Annotated in this window: 17 protein-coding genes; 8 read left to right on the forward strand and 9 right to left on the reverse strand. The window is 67.2% G+C overall.

What is annotated here, in order from left to right; translation table 11 throughout:
* The first annotated feature begins 190 nt into the window (after positions 1–190).
* Both ML540_RS02390 and ML540_RS02395 read left to right on the forward strand, forming a co-directional pair.
* The gene (locus ML540_RS02390) at positions 191–973 is read left to right on the forward strand and encodes a nitroreductase family protein (RefSeq protein WP_243358281.1); all 783 of its coding nucleotides are present in this window, start codon (positions 191–193) and stop codon (positions 971–973) included.
* Positions 974–1,190: 217 nt separating this feature from the next.
* Positions 1,191–2,003 (forward strand): DUF4124 domain-containing protein, encoded by an 813-nt coding sequence (locus tag ML540_RS02395; RefSeq protein ID WP_243358283.1) that lies wholly within the window; start codon positions 1,191–1,193, stop codon positions 2,001–2,003.
* A 21-nt stretch (positions 2,004–2,024) separates the two neighbouring features.
* On the opposite strand, the gene ML540_RS02400 is transcribed toward ML540_RS02395, so the two are convergent.
* A complete protein-coding gene (locus tag ML540_RS02400) occupies positions 2,025–2,651 on the reverse strand; it encodes a MerR family transcriptional regulator (protein ID WP_243358284.1) in 627 nt (208 codons plus the stop codon).
* 170 nt (positions 2,652–2,821) lie between these two features.
* On the opposite strand from ML540_RS02400, the gene ML540_RS02405 reads away from it, so the two are divergent.
* Together ML540_RS02405 and ML540_RS02410 are read left to right on the forward strand one after the other, a co-directional pair.
* The gene (locus ML540_RS02405; RefSeq protein ID WP_243358285.1) at positions 2,822–4,645 is read left to right on the forward strand and encodes a lysophospholipid acyltransferase family protein; all 1,824 of its coding nucleotides are present in this window, start codon (positions 2,822–2,824) and stop codon (positions 4,643–4,645) included.
* A 201-nt stretch (positions 4,646–4,846) separates the two neighbouring features.
* Positions 4,847–6,403 carry a sigma 54-interacting transcriptional regulator gene (locus ML540_RS02410; protein WP_243358286.1) on the forward strand — a complete coding sequence of 519 codons (1,557 nt, stop codon included), beginning with the start codon at positions 4,847–4,849 and terminating at the stop codon, positions 6,401–6,403.
* Positions 6,404–6,489: 86 nt separating this feature from the next.
* Here ML540_RS02410 and ML540_RS02415 read toward each other — a convergent pair whose 3' ends face one another.
* A complete protein-coding gene (locus ML540_RS02415) occupies positions 6,490–6,933 on the reverse strand; it encodes a DMT family transporter (RefSeq protein ID WP_243358287.1) in 444 nt (147 codons plus the stop codon).
* 143 nt (positions 6,934–7,076) lie between these two features.
* On the opposite strand from ML540_RS02415, the gene ML540_RS02420 reads away from it, so the two are divergent.
* Positions 7,077–7,310 carry a hypothetical protein gene (locus ML540_RS02420; RefSeq protein WP_243358288.1) on the forward strand — a complete coding sequence of 78 codons (234 nt, stop codon included), beginning with the start codon at positions 7,077–7,079 and terminating at the stop codon, positions 7,308–7,310.
* Between the two features lie 231 nt (positions 7,311–7,541).
* Here the strand turns inward: ML540_RS02420 and ML540_RS02425 are convergent, their stop codons facing one another.
* The 3 genes from ML540_RS02425 to ML540_RS02435 form a co-directional block, all read right to left on the reverse strand.
* Positions 7,542–8,015, reverse strand: coding sequence for an RT0821/Lpp0805 family surface protein (locus ML540_RS02425; RefSeq protein WP_243359637.1), 474 nt, complete (start codon positions 8,013–8,015; stop codon positions 7,542–7,544).
* Positions 8,016–8,108: 93 nt separating this feature from the next.
* Complete coding sequence (locus ML540_RS02430) at positions 8,109–8,987, reverse strand: DUF2156 domain-containing protein (RefSeq protein ID WP_243358289.1); 879 nt, start codon at positions 8,985–8,987, stop codon at positions 8,109–8,111.
* Positions 8,980–10,347, reverse strand: coding sequence for an MATE family efflux transporter (locus ML540_RS02435; protein WP_243358291.1), 1,368 nt, complete (start codon positions 10,345–10,347; stop codon positions 8,980–8,982). The genes ML540_RS02430 and ML540_RS02435 overlap by 8 nt, the downstream gene beginning before the upstream one ends.
* A 121-nt stretch (positions 10,348–10,468) precedes the next feature.
* Here ML540_RS02435 and ML540_RS02440 point away from each other — a divergent pair, with 121 nt between their 5' ends.
* Together ML540_RS02440 and ML540_RS02445 are read left to right on the forward strand one after the other, a co-directional pair.
* Positions 10,469–10,846 carry a winged helix-turn-helix domain-containing protein gene (locus ML540_RS02440; RefSeq protein WP_243358292.1) on the forward strand — a complete coding sequence of 126 codons (378 nt, stop codon included), beginning with the start codon at positions 10,469–10,471 and terminating at the stop codon, positions 10,844–10,846.
* Positions 10,846–12,465, forward strand: coding sequence for an FmdE family protein (locus tag ML540_RS02445; protein ID WP_243358293.1), 1,620 nt, complete (start codon positions 10,846–10,848; stop codon positions 12,463–12,465). Before ML540_RS02440 ends, ML540_RS02445 begins: the two co-directional genes overlap by 1 nt.
* A gap of 56 nt (positions 12,466–12,521) precedes the next feature.
* On the opposite strand, the gene ML540_RS02450 is transcribed toward ML540_RS02445, so the two are convergent.
* On the reverse strand, positions 12,522–13,271 hold the full coding sequence (locus ML540_RS02450) for a substrate-binding periplasmic protein (protein WP_243358294.1): 750 nt from the start codon (positions 13,269–13,271) through the stop codon (positions 12,522–12,524).
* Positions 13,272–13,401: 130 nt separating this feature from the next.
* Between ML540_RS02450 and ML540_RS02455 the strand changes: the two genes are divergently transcribed.
* Entirely contained in the window at positions 13,402–14,625 is a 1,224-nt protein-coding gene (locus tag ML540_RS02455) for an ABC transporter permease (RefSeq protein ID WP_243358295.1), read from the forward strand.
* A 2-nt stretch (positions 14,626–14,627) separates the two neighbouring features.
* On the opposite strand, the gene ML540_RS02460 is transcribed toward ML540_RS02455, so the two are convergent.
* The 3 genes from ML540_RS02460 to ML540_RS02470 all read right to left on the reverse strand — a co-directional run bounded on the left by ML540_RS02460 (position 14,628) and on the right by ML540_RS02470 (position 17,373).
* A complete protein-coding gene (locus ML540_RS02460; RefSeq protein ID WP_243358296.1) occupies positions 14,628–15,317 on the reverse strand; it encodes a hypothetical protein in 690 nt (229 codons plus the stop codon).
* A 40-nt stretch (positions 15,318–15,357) separates the two neighbouring features.
* Positions 15,358–16,614 carry an HD-GYP domain-containing protein gene (locus tag ML540_RS02465; RefSeq protein ID WP_243358297.1) on the reverse strand — a complete coding sequence of 419 codons (1,257 nt, stop codon included), beginning with the start codon at positions 16,612–16,614 and terminating at the stop codon, positions 15,358–15,360.
* Positions 16,615–16,854: 240 nt separating this feature from the next.
* Positions 16,855–17,373, reverse strand: coding sequence for a hypothetical protein (locus tag ML540_RS02470; RefSeq protein ID WP_243358298.1), 519 nt, complete (start codon positions 17,371–17,373; stop codon positions 16,855–16,857).
* Positions 17,374–17,521 lie beyond the last annotated feature (148 nt).

Here is a 17,521-nt window from a genome sequence, read left to right on the forward strand (position 1 = left end):
GTTCGGGCCTGCCTGGGGTGTTTGGCGGGTGGTTCCCGGGAGGGAACCAGCGCACCGGTTTGTGCCTGCTTGCCAAGCGCCGCAAGAATAGTACAAGCGGCGCAAACGGTAAACGTGTCCAGCCTGGCCGCATCCCGGCGGAGGGACCCGGCGGCCCGGGCGCAGACGCGAACCGCAAGCGAGGAAGCCAATGGATCTCATCACCGTCGATACGTCCGCCTGCCAGCGTGACGGCATGTGCTTGGAAGTCTGCCCCGTGGGATGCATCGAAACGGACGCCGACGGCTTTCCCCGGCAGACTCCGGACGCGACCTGCATCGCCTGCGGGCATTGCGTGGCCGTGTGCCCCCATGGAGCCCTGTCCAACGTGAACGTGGACGCCGGAGCCTGCCGCCCGGTGCCCAAGAACCTGCCCGGAGAAGAGGCCGTGCGCGCGCTCATGCTCACAAGGCGCTCGGTTCGGGCCTACAAGGACAAGCCCGTGGACCCCGCCGTGCTGACCGGGCTTCTGGACACGGCCCGCTACGCCCCCACGGCGGTCAACACCCAGCACGTGTCCTGGGTGGCCTGCGCGGACCCGGCCAAGGTCAGGCAGGCCGCCGGCTTGTGCATGGAGTGGCTGCGGGGCGCGGGCATCTATCCGAAAATGGTCGAGGCCTGGGACAAGGGCCATGACGCGGCCCTGCGCGGGGCCCCGGCCTTCGTGGTGGCCCACTGCCCGGCGGACTATGCCTGGGGCGACGTGGATTGCACCATCGCGCTCAGCTACCTGGAGCTGGCGGCGGCCTCGGCCGGGCTCGGCACCTGTTGGGCCGGGCTTCTGACCCGCGCCGCCCAGGCCAGCCCGGCCCTGTCCGCGCTGCTGGGCATCCCCGAGGGCCGCACGGCCAAGGGCGGGCTCATGATCGGCCACGCCAAGTACCGCTACCGCCTGATCCCGCCCAGAAACGAGGCCTGCATCTCCTGGGTGTAGGCTCCGGCCCCCTTCCGTTCCCGTCCCCCTCCGACGGCCGCCCTCCGCCGGGGGAGGGACGGTTCATTCGAGGCTGGGACCCAGCTGAGCGGGAGCCTCGGCCGGGTTGTTCGCGCCGGAGGCCGTGTCCGCCCTTGACGAGGGGCTGCGCGGCCACTAGGTTGATCAAGGCTGGGCGTGCTTTCCCCGCCGATCCATCCCTTCTCGCGAGGTCGTGATGCGTTTGCCATGTACGCGCGTGTCGCTTTGCGCGGCCGGTTTTGTGGTCCTGGCGGCTTTGTTGTTGGCGGCCTGGCCTGGCTTGGCCGAGGTCTACACCTGGAAGGACGAGAAGGGCGTGGTCCACATGTCCGACCGCAAGGCCCTGGACGCGGGCAAGAACGTCACCGAGATGACCGGCGTCAAGGGCCAGCCCGTGCAGGGCGGTCGCAGGGAGATGATCCAGGCCATGCTGGCAAGCGCCCGCAACGACGCCCGGTACGTGGAGCTCCAGAAGCTCGCGGCCGAGTACAAGCGCAGCCACACCTATTCCATGGCCGACTATTTCGTGTGCGTGGACATGGCCCTGGACATGGCCAACATCCTCAAGACCAAGAATTTCGCCCCCAAGGTGGTGGCGGGCAGCTTCAAGGTGGATACCGCCGGGATGGCTCCGGACAAGGCCATGAAAGCCTACGACCACGCCTGGGTGGTGGTGGAGCTCTCGCCGGGGGTGAACGTGGCCCTGGAAACCACGGGGGGATTCGTGGTGGACGAGAAAATTCCCAACTTCGAATATTATTACCAAGGGTTGGTCTTCCAGTCGCCCCGGCAGGCCAAGGAGACCGACGTGCTCATCCGCTCGGTCAACGAGACCTGCGGCAAGGCCCAGGAACTCATCAAGGACTGGAACAACACCCAGGCGGGCCGGGTGGTGGACCAACGCGGCCTCGAGGCCAAGGGCCGCATGGACGCCAAGATCTCCGAATGCACCTCCGTGAGCCAGCAGTATGCGGAACTGATCAAGTCGCAGTACAAGAGGCTGTACTGAGGCGGCGCGCCGCAACGGGTGTCATTTCGTTCCCGCGTTCCTGATCTTGCCCAGCAGGTGCTTCTCCATCTCCCTGCCATCCTTGCGCAGCCGGATCAGCTCGGCCTCCAGCACCTTGAGCTTGCCGGTCATGTCCTCACCGAGCTTTTTCAGTCCCTCGATTTCGGCCTGGGACCTCGCCAACTCGGCCTTCAGGGCGTCCACGGTTTCCTCGGGGAGGGCGGCCTGAAGCGGCGGGACGGGGTGGCCGGGCTGGGTCTGGGCCAGGTATCCCTGCAGGCGCTGCCCGATGGCCTCGGCCATGGCCGCGCCAATGCGCATGGCCATCTCCTCCCCGGACATGGTCCCGGTTCCGGCGTATCCGGCAGCGGGCACCGGCGTGACCACCAGCGGTTCGCCCGGACCGGCCTGGGGCGGGTAGCGGCGCAGCAGCTCGGCCTTGGCGTCGGACAGGGACATTCCGGATTCCAGGAGCGCCCCGATGGCCTTGAACACCTCCACGGCGTCCGCCGGGAAGCGCTTGTGGCGACCCTGGCCGACGCTCGGCAGCGCCTGGCCGAAACGGTTCTTCCAGTAGTGCAGGGTGGACTCGGGCAGGTCCAGCAGCTTGGCGATGGCCGAGATGGAGTACAGCTTGGTTTCGGTCACGGTGGCTTCCTCGGGAGGGTTTCCAGTTGAGTAGATCGGGCGGGAGGGCGCGTCAACGTTCTCGTGGCGGACGGGCGTATGTTGCGGCAAGGTTCACCGGAACTTCATGATCCCGCAACATGGCGCGGGTAGCTCAGGGCGACAGGACTCCACACTATCGGGAGGCAGCCATGAATCACACGACCACGCCCCATCGGGGCGATCTTTTCTCCCTTGAGGCGAGCATCAAGAACCCCCTGGCCAGATCGGTGATCAAGGCCGTGGGCAAGCCGCTGGGCAAGGTCCTGGCGCTGGACAGGATATCGGAACGCTGGCGGGGCATCCCCGAAGGGGCCACGGGCTCGGACTTCCTGCGCGGGCTCATCCGCGCCTTCGGCTTCGGCAGCTCGGCCACGGCCGAGGACCTGGCCCGCATCCCCAAGGACGGCCCCGTGGTGGTGGTGGCCAACCATCCCTTCGGCGGCATGGAGGGCCTGCTCCTGGCCGAGATGCTCCACGCGGTGCGCCCGGACGTGAAGATCATGGCCAACTACCTTTTGGGGCGCATCCGCGAGCTGCGCGACATGTTCATCCTGGTGGACCCCTTCGGAGGCGAGAAGTCCCTGGCCCGCAACATCGCCCCCCTGCGCGAGAGCGTGGCCTGGCTGCGCGACGGGGCCTGCCTGGGCGTGTTCCCGGCCGGCGAGGTGGCCCACTTCTCCGTGCGCGAGCGTCGCGTGGCCGAACCCCGCTGGAGCCCGTCCATCGCACGCATCATCAAGTCCTGCGGGGCCACGGTGGTGCCGGTGCACTTCTCGGGGGCAAACGGGCCGGTGTTCCACCTGGCCGGGATGCTGCACCCGAGGCTGCGCACCATGCTGCTCGGCCGCGAGTTCGTGAACAAATCCCGCAAGACCGTGGAGGTCCGGGTGGGCCAGCCCATCGGAGCCGAGCGGCTGGCGGACATGACCGACAGCCAGGCCGCCGACTACCTGCGCCTGCGCACCGAGGTGCTGGGCGGAGCTTCACTGCGGCAGGGGCGCATCCTCAAGCGTTTTCCGGTGCGCACAATCTCCCGCCAGGAGGCCCTGGCCGCCCCGCAGGACGCCGGGCTCATGGCCGAGGAGCTGGCCCGGCTGCCCGAAAAAAGCCTGTTGCTGGAAAGCGGGGAGTACAAAGTCTACGAGGCCCGCGCCCGGGAGATTCCCCAGGTGCTCAAGGAGATCGGCCGGCTGCGCGAGCTGACCTTCCGCAAGGTGGGGGAGGGCACGGGCAAGTCCTGCGACCTGGACGGGTTCGACGCCCACTACGCCCACGTCTTCATCTGGAACGGGAAGAAGCACGAAGTGGTGGGGGCCTACCGCCTGGGGCGCTCCGACGAGATACTGGCGGCGCGCGGCCCCGGCGGGCTCTACGTGACCACGCTGTTCAAGCTCAAGCCCGCCTTCCTGCACGAGCTGGGGCCGGCCCTGGAGATGGGGCGCAGCTTCGTTCGACCCGAATACCAGCGCAACTACAACTCGCTCCTGCTCCTGTGGCGGGGCATCGGCACGGTGGTGGCCCGCGAGCCCAGGTACCGCAAGCTCTTCGGACCGGTGAGCATCACCAACGAGTACCAGGCCGCCTCGCGCCAGCTCATCGCCGGGTATTTCGAGTCCCGCCGGGAGATGCCCGGGCTCTCCAGGCTGGTCAAGCCGCGCACGCCCTTGCGCGGTGCGTCCTGGCTCAAGCACGCGGCCAAGACCCTGGTGGCGGACGTGGAGCGCCTGTCGGAGCTGGTCAGCTCCGTGGAGAGCGACCGCAAAGGCATACCGGTGCTGCTGCGCCAGTACCTGAAGCTCGGGGGCAAGCTCCTGGCCTTCAACGTGGACCGCGGCTTCAGCGACGCCCTGGACGGGCTCATCGTGGTGGACCTCCTGGAGACGGACCGCAAGCAGCTGGAGCGCTATATGGGCAAGGCAGGGCTGGCCGGGTTCCTCGAATTCCACCAGGGCGGATTCAGGCGAAGCGCCTGATTAACGAATTCGTAAAAAATAATTCCAGGGCCTCGTCGGGCTTCCGGCGAGGCCCTGCCTCGTTTTATGAGACATTATGTCCGCCAAAGGATTTGTCCGTCGTTTTTCGTGATTGCCATGTGACAATTTTGTAGTTAGGGTTTTCTTGCGGAACAGGGCAGGTTTCGAAAAACGGCCCCCAACAATCCGCTCGGGAAAGCCATGAACACCGTCTGCCAGCTCGAACTCAAGGTTCTTTACGAAATTTCGCAAATCATAGGTCAAGCTCTGGAGCTGGACCAGACCATCGGCGAGATACTGCGCATCCTCTCGGAAACAATGGAGATGAAGCGAGCCACCGTCACTCTTCTGGACGAAGAGACCAGCCTGCTCACCATCCGCGCCTCGCACGGCCTGTCCTCCGAAGAGAAAAAGCGCGGCGTCTACAAGCTCGACGAGGGGGTCACGGGGCGCATCTTCCAGACCGGCAAGCCCTTCGTGGTGCCGGACATCGCCAAGGAACCCCTGTTCCTGGACCGCACCCAGTCCCGCCGCCTGGAGCGCGGGCGCATCGCCTTCCTGGGCGTGCCCATCCTGCTCAAGGGCCAGACAGTGGGCGTGCTCACCGTGGACAGAATCTTCGGTGACGACGTCTCCTTCGAGGAGGACGTGCGCTTTTTGTCCATCGTCACCGCGCTCATCAGCCAGTTCGTGCAGCTGGGCAAGCTGGTGCGTGCCCGCGAGGAGAACCTGCGCCGCGAGAACCTCTCGCTTCGCTTCAAGCTCTCCAAGAGTTACCACCGTTTCTTCATCGTGGGCCAGTCCCAGCCCATGACCCGCGTGCACCAGATGATCGAGAAGGTGGCCCCCACCCGGGCCACGGTGCTGCTGCTCGGCGAATCGGGCACGGGCAAGACCCTCACCGCCCGCATGATCCATGAACTCTCGGACCGGGCCAAGTACCCCTTCATCAAGGTCAACTGCGCGGCCATCCCCGAGAACCTCCTGGAGTCGGAACTCTTCGGCTACGAAAAGGGAGCCTTCACCGGTGCGGCCGCGCCCAAGCCGGGCCGCTTCGAGGAGGCCGACAAGGGCACCATCTTCCTGGACGAGATCGGGGAACTCCCGGGGGGCATCCAGTCCAAGCTGCTCCGCTTCCTGCAGGAGCGCGAGTTCGAGCGCCTGGGCGGGATCAAGACCCGCAAGGTGGACGTGCGCATCATCGCCGCCACCAACCGCGACCTGGCCGAGGCCGTCACCCTGGGCGAGTTCCGCGAGGACCTCTTCTACCGGCTGAACGTCTTCCCCGTGCTGGTGCCGTCGCTGCGCGAGCGCCGCGAGGACATCCCGGCGCTGCTCAACCACTTCCTGGACAAGCTCTCGCGCGAATACGGGCGCAGGCTCTCCTTCTCGCCGCGCGCCCTGGACGCCTTGGTCAAGTACGACTGGCCCGGCAACGTGCGCGAGATGGAAAACCTGGTGGAGCGCCTCTCCATCATGGTGGAGGACGAACGCATCGACCTGGGCGATATCCCGCCGTACTTCTTCACCGCGGGCAAGCCCGTGGCCCACGCTCCCCAGGACGGGCAGGGGAGCCTCAAGGACATGGAGAAGCGCGAGGTCGTGGGCGCGCTGGAGCGCCACAACTGGGTGCAGTCGCGCGCCGCCCGGGAGCTGGGGCTCACCCTCCGCCAGATGGGCTACCGCATCAAGAAGTTCGGCCTGGAGCGCATGGTCAACGAGAGAAAAGGGCGGGAGCCCGGGCTGGAGATGAATTAGAAGAGAGGGAAAGAGCCTCCGGCGGCCAAAGGGACCAGTCCCTTTGGAATCCCCTCTCGCTTCGCGTCGATCGATATGGAGACGGCCTAGAACGCCTTGATCATCCAGGCTCCCACTGCCAGCAGCACCACGCCGACGATGCGCCACGGGCTCACGGCGTGCTCCGGAAAGCCGATGGCCCCGAAATGGTCCAGCAGCAGCGAGGCCGTAAGCTGCCCCGCCAGGATGAAGGCCGTCATGGTGGCCGCGCCGATCCTGGGTCCCAGGTAGATGGTGGTGGCCACGAAAAAGGCCCCGAACGCCCCGCCGATCCAGAGCACCGGCGGAATCTTGGACATCTCGGCCAGGCTCGGCCACTGGTGGCGCAGCGCCAGGCAGTAGGCGAGCAGCACCACCGTGCCCACGACGAACGAGATGAAGGCCGCCTGGGTGGGGTCGGACAGGTGCTGGCGCAGCAGCATGTTAAGCCCCGCCTGCACCGGGACGAGAGCCCCGGCCAGTACGGCCATGAGCACGAGAAGCATTTCCATGGGCGTCTCCCTTTGTCATGGGTGCGAGCACCGCGCTAGGCGGGGTGCTCAGCTCCGGTGAGACGAAGTCCCCCAATCTCGCCCTTTGGTCAATCCCTTGACGAGGCGCCGGGACGGGGTCATGCCTCAGGCCGGAGGATGTCATGAAAGACAAGTTCGATCTCTTCTTCAAGGCCGCGCTGCTGGTCCTGCTGGCGATTCTCGTGTGGGCCTACGCCGAGGGGCGCTCCGTGGGACGCTATGCGTACTTCCGCGACGGCGAGCTGGAATACGTCCTGGATACGAGCACGGGCATGGTCTACCAGGGCGGATACGCCATGAACCACCTGACGGGCCAGGAAGGGCCGGTGGTCAAGAAGGACGGTGCTCGCCAGTAGGCCCGTGGGCGTGAATCCGGCGCGCCATGGCGCGCGACATCGTACGGCGCATGCGTGCCGCCCTTGGAGGTTTTGGCTGCACGGTGGCAGACGCAGGCGGCAATACAGTACGGGAGGAGCGGTGAAATGCGCGTGCCGGACGCGAATGCGCCCGGCACGTGGTGAAGGCTAGGACGCGGGCCTTGGCGGTCCGCGATCCGGGAGCGCCGGGAAGGCGTTCCCGGCGGTCGGTCACTGCTGCATGTTGGTGATGCGCCAGGTGCCGTCGGGCTGGCGGCAGGCGGTGCCGCGGCCGGTCTCACGCTTGCCGTCGATGTAGATGGTCTGGGTGAACTCGCGGCAGGGGGTGCCCGCGGGCTCGTAATAGGTTCTCACCGGGGTCATGGTGTTTTCGCTGTTGGTGTTGGGGTTGTGCCAGGCAACGGGCTTGTTGTCCCGGCCCGTTTCCAGCGCGTAGGCCGCCTGCTTGCGGTCGTAGTCGTCCCACAGGCTGCCCAGGTAGCCGCCCACGGCCGCGCCCACGATCACGCCCAGGATCGTACCCATCACCCGTCCGGCGGGATCGTTTCCGCCGATGGCCTGGCCGGCCACCGCGCCGCCCGCTCCGCCCACCACCATGCCCACGTCGCGCTTGGTGATCTGGCCGTCAGGAGCGCAGGCGGCTAGAAGCTGCAGACAAAACACGAACAGAATCACTTTGGCCATGTGCTTCACGACCGTCCTCCTCAAGGGGAAATTGCGCGGCCTATACGCCAGGCTTCCCATGTTGGCTACTGAAAGTGTGTTCATCTTGCGCGGTTATCCCGAAATGGTCACCGCGCGCTTCTCCAAAAACTTGACCGGGTTGTAGCTGGACTTGGCCTTGCGCAACCCCTCGTCGCCCAGGTCCTGCTCGCGGTTGACGAACTGGTAGTCCTGCCCCTGGTTCTCCAGGAACATCTGGTTGATGGCCTGGTACACGCCCTTGAACCCGGTGTGGCCCTTCTCGAAGTGGATCACCAGCATGGTGTCGTCCAGGGCCTCGGCCACGGTGTAGGCGATCATGCGCCCGTCCACCCGGATGGCCCCGCCCAGCAGGTTGGTCAGGCGGTCCCAGTCCTTGACCACGCGGGCGATGGCCCGGTTCTCGGCCGCAAGCGTGGCGTCGCACTCGGCCTCGCGCCACATGCACCACTCCATCTGCATCTGGAGCACCTCCTCGATGCAGTCGGCCGTGAGCGGATGGTACTCGAAGGAGTAGGACTTGGTGAACTGCGAGAGCAGGTTCTTCTTCTTGTGGAAGCGGTTGCCCGAGAGTTTGACGAGTTCCGGCACCGAGTAGACGTAGTCCCAGTGCTCGCGGGCGTCCGAAACCGCCACCCGGCCCGGCAGGGCGGCCTGCCAGGTGGCGGCCAGGCACTCGGGCACGCGGATGAACGAGCCGCCCTTGGCCAGGGTGGGGCACTTGGCCCAATCCACGCTGTTCCAGGGGCCCACCGGAGCCCAGTAGGTCGTGGTGGGCTTGGTCTGGCGCAGCCACACATGGGTGTCGCCGAAGGACCATTCCAGTCCGTATTCCTCGCACCAGCCCCACAGGTTGGCGAAGGAGTAGTCGGAAACTTTCTGCGGGCAGGCGGCCAGACAGGCCAGGTACTTTTCCCTGCCGTCCAGGGAGAGGGGAACGTATTCTCTATTCACGGTTGTTCCTGGATTTGATCATGGAGAAACGCGACCAGTCCTTGAACTGGTACGCCATAAGCAGCGCCGTGGCCTGGAAAGCCTGCGACACCAGCATGGAAAACCACACGCCGTCGGCCGTGCCCCAAGCCTTCCACCCGAGCCACCACGCCACGGGCAGCCGCACCAGCCAGATGGACACGCCGAATACGATCAGGTTGTACACCGTGGCCCCGGCTCCGGTCAAAGCTCCGGCCAGGATCATGCTGGTGCAGGTGAAGGGCACCGCCATCAGGTTGTAGCGCAGGTAGCTCACGGCCTGGGCCGCTACTCCCGCATCCGGGGCGAACGCCCAGGAGAGTTGGGGCAAGAAGGGCCACAGGCAGGCCGCAAGAAGCGTCATGGCCGTCATGCCTAAGCCCCAGACCCGGTAGCCCATGCGTTTGGCCTCGGCGGCGTCGCCTCTGCCCAGGGCGTGCCCCACCAGCACCGAGGCCGACAGGTTGAAGGCGAACGCGGGCAGGAACACTCCCGACTCGATGCGCGCCCCTCCGGCGAACCCGGCCAGGGCCTCCACCCCACCCGAAGGCAGCCCGCCGGTGATGGCCAGGAGCACCAGATAACCCGTGTGCCACACCACCTGCATGAGCCCCGAGGGCCAGGCCACGCGGAACACGTATTTCCAGGCCACCCGCGCCCAGCGCCAGGCCGGGATCATGCCCCGGTTCAGGAGGCCCGCCCGGGCCAGCAGGGCCAGGTTGATGAGGAGCCCTCCGGTCATGGACCAGAACGTGGACCAGGCCACGCCCATGTATCCCATGGCGGGCATGCCCCACCAGCCGAGTCCCAGGCCGAAATCCAGCCAGGCGTTGAGCGCGCAGCTCAGCCCCATGGCGTAGAGCGGGGCCATGACCATCTTGTGGGACCTGAGCACCGCGTTGGTGATGAGAAACAGGTAGTTGATGGGCAAAAGCCACAGCCACAGGCCCAGAATCGAGGCAGCCGGGCCGCGCACCTCGGCGGGGACGTTCAGAAGCGACAGGAAGAGTCCCTTGAGGGGCAGCCCCAAGGCCACGATCACCCCGGAGAGCAGCACGCCGGACAGGAGGCACAGCCCGCCGAAGCGCGCCGCGCGCAGCTTCCGGCCCGCGCCCAGCGACTGGCTGAGCGCCGCCACCGACCCGTTGGCCACGGCGATGGCCACCGTGAGGAAGAAGAACAGCGCCTGGCTCACCAGCCCCATGGCCGCCTGGGCTTCGCGCCCGATGCGGCCGCACACGTACACATCGGCCACGCCGATGAGGAACTGGAACACCATCATCAGGATCTGGGGCCAGGTGAGCTGCCAGATGGAGCGGTAGGGGCTTGCGGCGGTGGTCATGGCGGTTCTGGGGTACGTATGTCCAGGGTTTGGGTCAACGGGGATTGTGCGAGGGTTTCATTTATGTTAGCCCCGACACAGATATGTTAACACAGGCATAAACAAGTCAAGGGAGGCCCCGGTGCCCTCAGTCCATCCTACGCTTCGCATACACCTCTGGCTGGAGACCCCCGGCGGCATGCTCCTGGGGCTCGGCCGGGCCGAGCTTCTGCTGCGCATCCACGAGTCCGGCTCGCTCAACCAGGCGGCCAAGGCCATGGGCATGTCCTACCGGGCGGCCTGGGGGCGCCTCAAGGCCAGCGAGGCCATAACCGGGGAACCCTTGGTGGAGAAGTCGCGGGGGCACAGGGGGTTCGTGCTGACGCCGCTGGGCGAGAGCCTGGCCCTGGCCTTCAAGGAGTGGCACGGCGACGTGGAGAGCTACGCCCTCAAGCGGGCTGCGGAGCGGTTCCCCTGGCCGGTGAAGCCCTACGAGGAACCCGGAGGGAACGTAAGCTGATGGAGAGGCTTGTCTGCGGATTTTCACGTGAGGAATATCTGGAGCGCATCACGGCCTTCCACAATTATCCCGCTCCGGGGCTCATCGTGGGCGGCTTCATGGTGGACGCAGCCCGTGGGAACCTGCCCGAGGGCACGCTCTTCGAGGCCCTGTGCGAGACCCAGGCCTGCCTGCCCGACGCCGTACAACTGTTCACGCCCTGCACCGTGGGCAACGGGTGGCTGCGCATCAAGGATTCGGGCCGCTACGCCCTGACCCTCTACGACAAGTACTCCGGCGCGGGCTTTCGGGCCTTCATGGACCCCGCCAAGCTCGAACCCTTCCCCGAGATCGCGGGCTGGTTCCTCAAACGCACCCCCAAGCGCGACCAGGATTCCGACAAGCTGCGCGAGGAGATTTTCGAAGCCGGGCAGTCCATCCTTTCCGTGAGCCCGGTCCAGGTGGCGCAAGCGTTCCTGGGCAAGCGCTCCAAGGGGGCCATCGCGGTGTGCCCCTCCTGCGGCGAGGCGTATCCGTCCATGCACGGCTGCGTGTGCCTGGCCTGCAAGGGGGACACCCCCTTCGTCCGGGCGGCCAACCGGCCCCAGCTGCGGGCCGTGCCCGTGGCCGAGGCCGTGGGCCGCAAGGCCCTGCACGACATGACCCAGGTGGAGCCGGGCAAGTCCAAGGACGCGGCCTTCTCGCGCGGCCAGACCATCGGCGTTGAGGACCTGTGCCGCTTGCAGCGCATGGGCCGCATGCATGTGTACGTTGCGGGCGAGGGCGGAGAGCCCGAGGGCTTCGCGCACGAGGACGACGCGGCCGTAGCCCTGGCCGAGGCCTTGTGCGCCTCGGGGGGGCTCAAGCCGGCCGGCGCGCCGCGCGAGGGCAAGATCACCCTGCTGGCCGCCCGCGACGGACTCCTGTGCGTGGACGCGGAGCGCCTGGCCGTGCTGAACGCCCTGGCCGACGTGGCCTTCTCCGTGCGCCACGACGGCACCCTGGTGCAGCAAGGAGAAGCCGTGGGCGGGGTGCGCGCCATCCCGCTCTTCCTGGCCAGGGAGATACTGGACGACGCCCTGCGCCTGGCCACGAGTTCGCCCCTGGCGGACGTCCGTCCCCTGCGGGCCGCCCGGGCCGGGGCGCTCATCACCGGCACAGAGGTGTTCACCGGGCTGGTGGAGGACAAGTTCGCGGCCGTGCTCTCGGGCAAGCTGGAGGCTCTCGGATCGACGCTTCACGAGGTGCGCTTCGCCCCGGACGACGCCGAGGCCATTGCGGCCGGAGCCCGGGAACTCCTGGAGGCCGGCTGCGACCTGGTCATGACCACGGCGGGCATGAGCGTGGACCCGGGCGACGTCACCATGCAGGGCCTTTTGGACGCCGGGCTTCAGGGCGCCATTTTCGGCATGCCCGTATTGCCGGGCAACATGACCCTGCTCGGCCGGTTCGGGGACGTGCCGGTCATGGGGGTGCCCGCGTGCGCGCTGTTCCACAAGGTGACCAGCCTGGACCTTCTGCTGCCCAGGGTGCTGGCCGGTGTCCCCATGGGCCGGGCGGAGCTGGCCCGGCTGGGGCACGGCGGGTTCTGCATGAACTGCAAGCGCTGCACCTTCCCGCATTGCCCGTTCGGCAAGTAGGGTGCGCGCGTCAGGCGGAGGCGGCCCAGGCATCCGGGCCGCCGGCAAGGGGGAGCCTACTTCCCGTCCGGGCCTGAAAGCAGGGCCGCATAAGTGCCGTCGGCCTTCATGTCCTTGAGGGCCTTGGCCAGGGCGGGGACCATGCCCTCGTGCTTCTTGTTGAGGTACAGGTACATCTCGCGCCTGGCCAGGGACGGTTCCAGGGCCCGGACATCGGTGAGCCCCAGTTCCCGCATGGAGTATTCGCCGCAGCGGCGTTCGTACACGACGATTTCCACGCGCCCGCTCTCCAGCAGGGTGAACAGCTCGCGGGCATTGGCCACCTTGGTGACGTTCGCTTCCCGGATGTTTTCGTCGAGAATCTTCCATCCGATCAGATAGCCCACGTCGCGGCCTTTCAGCCCCTCCCAGTCCGGCGCGCCGGAAGCGGAATGCCGGGCGAAGGCCGTGAAATCGTAGGTGACGTCGCTCTCCGGGACCCTCACCAGGTTCGGATACCGTTCTTCCATTCCCTCCACGCGGTTGCTGTCCCCGTCGATGACCCCGGCTGACGCTTCGGCCAGGGACCGTTCCGACGGCAGCAGCGCGAATTCGGCCCGCACGCCGATCCTGCGGAACGCCTCGGCGATCACCCGGTCGAGCTTTCCCGAGCCGTCGGCATAGCTGAGCGGGGGCATGTCCTTGGTGCCGATGATCACGGCAGGCTGGGCCGAGGCGGCGGCCTGGAGGGTGAGGGCCAGGATAGCGCCGAGCCAGAGGGCGCGGATGATCTGCTTGGCGAGGGGGTAAGTGGGCCGTCGCGGCATGGTCCACCGGGAGATGGTTGAGGTTGAGCCGGACGGGGACAGCCCGACGGATCTCCTCCTACGTTTTTGTCGCGCCGGACGCAACGTCGGGCGCATTGCCCGTCCGGGCCGGACGGGATATGGTCCGGGTGTGTTCCTGAGCTTGAAGATAGCCCTCCAGGCGCTCGCCACCCACAAACTGCGCACCGTGCTGGCCATGCTGGGGGTGTTCCTGGGCGCCCTGGCCCTGACCGGCGTGCGCCACGTCTCCAAGGCCATGGTGCGCCAGGCCGAGATCGAGGTGGAGAAGCTCGGCCCCAACCTGTTCGCCGTGTTCGCCGGGCAGACCCGCTTCAGCCGGGGCGGGGACGCGAGGACCGCAGGCGGAGCCAACACTTTCCAGCTCGAGGACGCCCAGGCCGTGATCCGTTCCCTTCCCGGAGTGATTCGCTCCGTGCCGGTCATCACCCGGCCCATGCCGGTGCGTTCGGGCAACACCAAGATCCAGTGCCAGCTGGTGGCCACCTGGCCCGAGTACCCGGCCGTGCGCAGTTTTCAGCCCGGGATGGGGCGTTTCTTCACCTGGGAGGAGGAGCGCGACCGGGCCAAGGTGGTAGTGCTTGGGCTCAAGATCGCCCAGCGCCTCTTCGGCGATCCGCAGAAGGCCACGGGGCAGGTGGTGTACGTGTTCCGGGCCGGGCTCACGGTGGTGGGGGTGATGGAGGAGAAGGGCTCGGACATCTCCGGCACGGATCAGGACGAACAGGTTTTCGTGCCCTTGTCCACCTACATGCGGCGCATGGCCAACCAGACCTGGGTGACGGGCGTGTTCCTGCAGATGGCCGACGGCACCGATTTCAACCGCGTCAAGCAGGCGGCCACGTCGCTCATGCGCGCCCGCCACAACATCGCCGGGGGCAAGCGCGACGACTTCTCGGTGCTCTCCGCCGAGGACACCATGCAGCTCAAGCAGCAGGCCCTGGACCTGGTGGACGTGCTGGGACTCATCAGCTCCACGCTGTCCTTCGCGGTGGGCGGACTGGGGATACTGTCCATCATGATCCTCCTGGTGCGGGCGCGCAGGCTGGAGATCGGCGTGCGCCGGGCCATGGGCGCCAAGAAGCGCGACATCGTCCGGCAGTTCCTGCTGGAGGCGGGGGTCATGAGCGCCGTTGGCGGCGGCGCGGGGGTGCTGACGGCCTTGGCGCTCATCACCGTGGTCTACGCGGCGGGCAGCTTCCCCTACGTCTACGACGGCTGGCTCATTCTCCAGGCTTTGGGCGGGTCGGCGCTCCTGGGAGTGGCGGCCGGAGCCTATCCGGCCTGGCAGGCAGCCAACGTCGAAGTGCTCCAGGTGCTGCGCGACCGGGCCTAGGGTCAGTCGCGCTTGACCGGGTCGAGGCGCCAGCGCTCGAAGCCGTGTTCGTGCACCAGGTGGGCCGTGTGCATCCCGAACACCCCCACCAGCCTGCGCACCAGTCCGTGCAGCGTAAACAAGGTGGGCTTGTCCGGCGGCGTGCGCAAGAACGCCTGCACCACCTCGCTGAGCTTGCCCTGGGTGTCGACTTCCAGGCCGCGATAGTGGCTGAACGAGGCCAGGGCCATTCCCGAATCGATCACGAACTCCACGCTGGGCAGGGCTCCGCCCTGGCGCAGCACGCTCGCGGCCTGCCGGTAGCGGGCATCGACGTCGTCGCCCTGCGGTCCAGGGGCCACCTCCATGAGCAACGCCTGGACGAACCAGTCCAGGGCGGTGTCGAGCAACGGCGAGTAGGTGTTCTTCAGGGCGGGGTCCAGGCCCCGGGCGAAGTAGGGACGCGAGAACTGGGGGTGGACCTGCTCGGCCAGAAGGGCGTGGGCCATCTCGTGCAGGTAGCGCCCGAAGGCGGGCTCGCGGTTCAGGGTGTCGCGGGGCCAGAGAACCGTGTGCTTGCGGCGGGCATGGTCCGTGATGACCTCGAAAGCCTCGTGCATGTATTCTTCTTCAACGGGCCAGGCGAACCGGGCCAGCAGGGCGTCCATGATGGCCCGGTGATCCTCGGGGGTGGCGGGTCGTTTGGCTGGCATGGGGATTTCCTCTGATGGGCGCGGCTGAAGCCGGCCCGCTTCACAGCAGGTGCTCTCCGGCCCGGATGCCGTGCGGCCTGTGGTCGATGATGCCGGTCACTTCCACGGGCCTGGCCGGAGCGGGGCCGTCCCTGCCGGAAAGGTCGAACTGCACGGGATGGATGGGGGCCATGTCCTGGTCGAAAACAACGGTCACTTTCGGGCGCAGCGGCGTGTGGGGGTTGGATTCGCCAACCACGGCGTGCTCCCCGGAACTCAAGCGCACCAGGCTCCCCGTGGGATAGACCCCGACGGCCTTGATGAAGCGTTCCAGCAGGGCGGGCTCATGGTCGCGGCCGCGCAAGGCGAACATGACGCTCATGGCCTTGTCCGGGAGCAGGCGCTTCTTGTAGGGGCGGTCCTGGGTGAGGGCGTCGAAGACGTCGGCGATGGCCAGGATGCGGCCGAACAAGCTCTGCTCGGAGCCTTTGAGGCCGCGTGGGTAGCCGGAACCGTCGTGGCGTTCGTGGTGTTCGGCGATGGCCCGCAGCACGTGCCCAGGCACGGTCGGGCCGCCCGGCGCTCCCACTACCCCCGACGCCCCCGAGACCAAGGTGCAGCCTTCCACGGGGTGGCGCTTGAGGAGGGCGAATTCCTCGGGTGAGAGCTTGCCCGGCTTTTCCAGGAGTTCGCGAGGCGCGAGGGCCTTGCCGATGTCGTGGAGCAGCCCGGCCAGCGCCAAGTCGGCCACCTGGCCGCGGTCGAGGCCCAGGTAGTCGCCGAAGGCCGCGGACAGGGCGCTGACCCCGGCGCAGTGGCGGATATGGTAGCCTCCGCCGTCGTGAAGCCTGGTCAGGCAGACCAGGGCGTCACGGTTGCGCATGACACTGGCGGCGATGTCCCGCGCGGCGTCCAGGCATGCCTTGGCGTCCACGGGGGCTCCCGAGGCGGCCGCCTCCATGGCGAGCCGCACCGCCGCGATGGACGCGGCGTGGGCGCGGGCCGCCTCGCGCATCTCCTGGGCCAGGGGGGTGTTCTTGTTGGATTTGAGCTCGGCGGGGATTTCGCACAGGGCTTCGGCCACCGCCCGGTCGATGGCTTCCTTGTCGTAAATGCGCGCCGCGCCTTGGGCCAGGGCGTCCCTGTCGGTTTCGATGAAGGCCTCGGCGAACCCTTCGGCGCGGATGGCGCGGATATGGTCGTCGGATTCGACGGGGCCTTCCTGGCAGTAAAGGTAGGGGTGGTCGAGCCAGGACAGCCCGGTGTCCACCACGTACATGCCCACCTGCAGATCGAAGACGCGAACTTTTTTCAGCATGGCCACCCGGCGTGTTTGAAGGACGGAAGGCGGCGCGCGGCGCGCTCCGCTGCCCTGGGACGCTACACCGCCCGGGGGGCGGAACGCAAGCGAGCCCCCGGATTCATCCGCGGAACCGGGCGGTTTGGGCGAGGGTGGACGTGTTCAGGGGCGCAGCCCCGAAAGGGGGGGCTGGAGGGGAGGAACCTCCAGCCCCTGCGAGTGGATCGACAGGGCCTCGCGGCCCACGCGACGGATCTGTTATTCCCAGGACAAGACCAGGGTGCGCTTGCCCCATTGGCGCGCGCCCGCGTTGTCGTTGCCGAAGTAGATGTCGATGCTCTTGGAGTGGCGCGGGCTCATGAGGTCCATGACCTTGAATTCGCCTTCCAGGCCGGAGATACGCACGGTTTTGTCCAGGCTCAGGCCGTGCTGTTCGATGAGGTCGGGCGAGACGGCGATGGCGCTGATGTCGGGGGTAAGGACTTCGCCGTTGGCCGCTCGGGGCAGCGCCTTGCGGCCCTTGCCCACGCTCGAGGCGGTGTAGGCCATGGCGGTCACGGTGAGCGAGTTCTTGTCGCTCTTGCGCAGGGCGAAGAGCTTGTCCGGGGAGCAGGCCACGGGGGCCGGGTCCGCTACGGTGCAGGCGGTCTTCTTGGCGCAGCCGGGGAGGAAGGCGAAGCCCAGGAGCAGGGCCAGGTGGGCCCAGTTGAAGGAAGCGGAAGACGGATTTTTTCTGGATGCGGTTGTGGATTTGGAGTACGGTGTTCGATTGATCATGGGCTGAACATTACCAGTCTGAAATTTTTCCGGCAACCCCGGAGGAGGAATGATGGACAAGTTTTCATGTTCCCCTCGCGGTTCGGCCGGGATGCGCCGTGTTGCCCTGCGCACGGAAGGCCACGCCGGGCGCTGCCGCCCAAGCCTG

The organism is Fundidesulfovibrio terrae (assembly GCF_022808915.1).
GTDB classification, from domain to species: domain Bacteria; phylum Desulfobacterota; class Desulfovibrionia; order Desulfovibrionales; family Desulfovibrionaceae; genus Fundidesulfovibrio; species Fundidesulfovibrio terrae.

Excerpts from the sequence above, each read along its gene's own strand:
- ML540_RS02390 (WP_243358281.1), top strand. The coding sequence starts at position 191 with ATGGATCTCATCACCGTCGATACGTCCGCCTGCCAGCGTGACGGCATG.
- ML540_RS02395 (WP_243358283.1), top strand. The coding sequence starts at position 1,191 with ATGCGTTTGCCATGTACGCGCGTGTCGCTTTGCGCGGCCGGTTTTGTG.
- ML540_RS02405 (WP_243358285.1), top strand. The coding sequence starts at position 2,822 with ATGAATCACACGACCACGCCCCATCGGGGCGATCTTTTCTCCCTTGAG.
- ML540_RS02410 (WP_243358286.1), top strand. The coding sequence starts at position 4,847 with ATGAACACCGTCTGCCAGCTCGAACTCAAGGTTCTTTACGAAATTTCG.
- ML540_RS02415 (WP_243358287.1), bottom strand. The coding sequence starts at position 6,933 with ATGGAAATGCTTCTCGTGCTCATGGCCGTACTGGCCGGGGCTCTCGTC.
- ML540_RS02420 (WP_243358288.1), top strand. The coding sequence starts at position 7,077 with ATGAAAGACAAGTTCGATCTCTTCTTCAAGGCCGCGCTGCTGGTCCTG.
- ML540_RS02425 (WP_243359637.1), bottom strand. The coding sequence starts at position 8,015 with ATGGCCAAAGTGATTCTGTTCGTGTTTTGTCTGCAGCTTCTAGCCGCC.
- ML540_RS02435 (WP_243358291.1), bottom strand. The coding sequence starts at position 10,347 with ATGACCACCGCCGCAAGCCCCTACCGCTCCATCTGGCAGCTCACCTGG.
- ML540_RS02445 (WP_243358293.1), top strand. The coding sequence starts at position 10,846 with ATGGAGAGGCTTGTCTGCGGATTTTCACGTGAGGAATATCTGGAGCGC.
- ML540_RS02450 (WP_243358294.1), bottom strand. The coding sequence starts at position 13,271 with ATGCCGCGACGGCCCACTTACCCCCTCGCCAAGCAGATCATCCGCGCC.
- ML540_RS02460 (WP_243358296.1), bottom strand. The coding sequence starts at position 15,317 with ATGCCAGCCAAACGACCCGCCACCCCCGAGGATCACCGGGCCATCATG.
- ML540_RS02465 (WP_243358297.1), bottom strand. The coding sequence starts at position 16,614 with ATGCTGAAAAAAGTTCGCGTCTTCGATCTGCAGGTGGGCATGTACGTG.
- ML540_RS02470 (WP_243358298.1), bottom strand. The coding sequence starts at position 17,373 with ATGATCAATCGAACACCGTACTCCAAATCCACAACCGCATCCAGAAAA.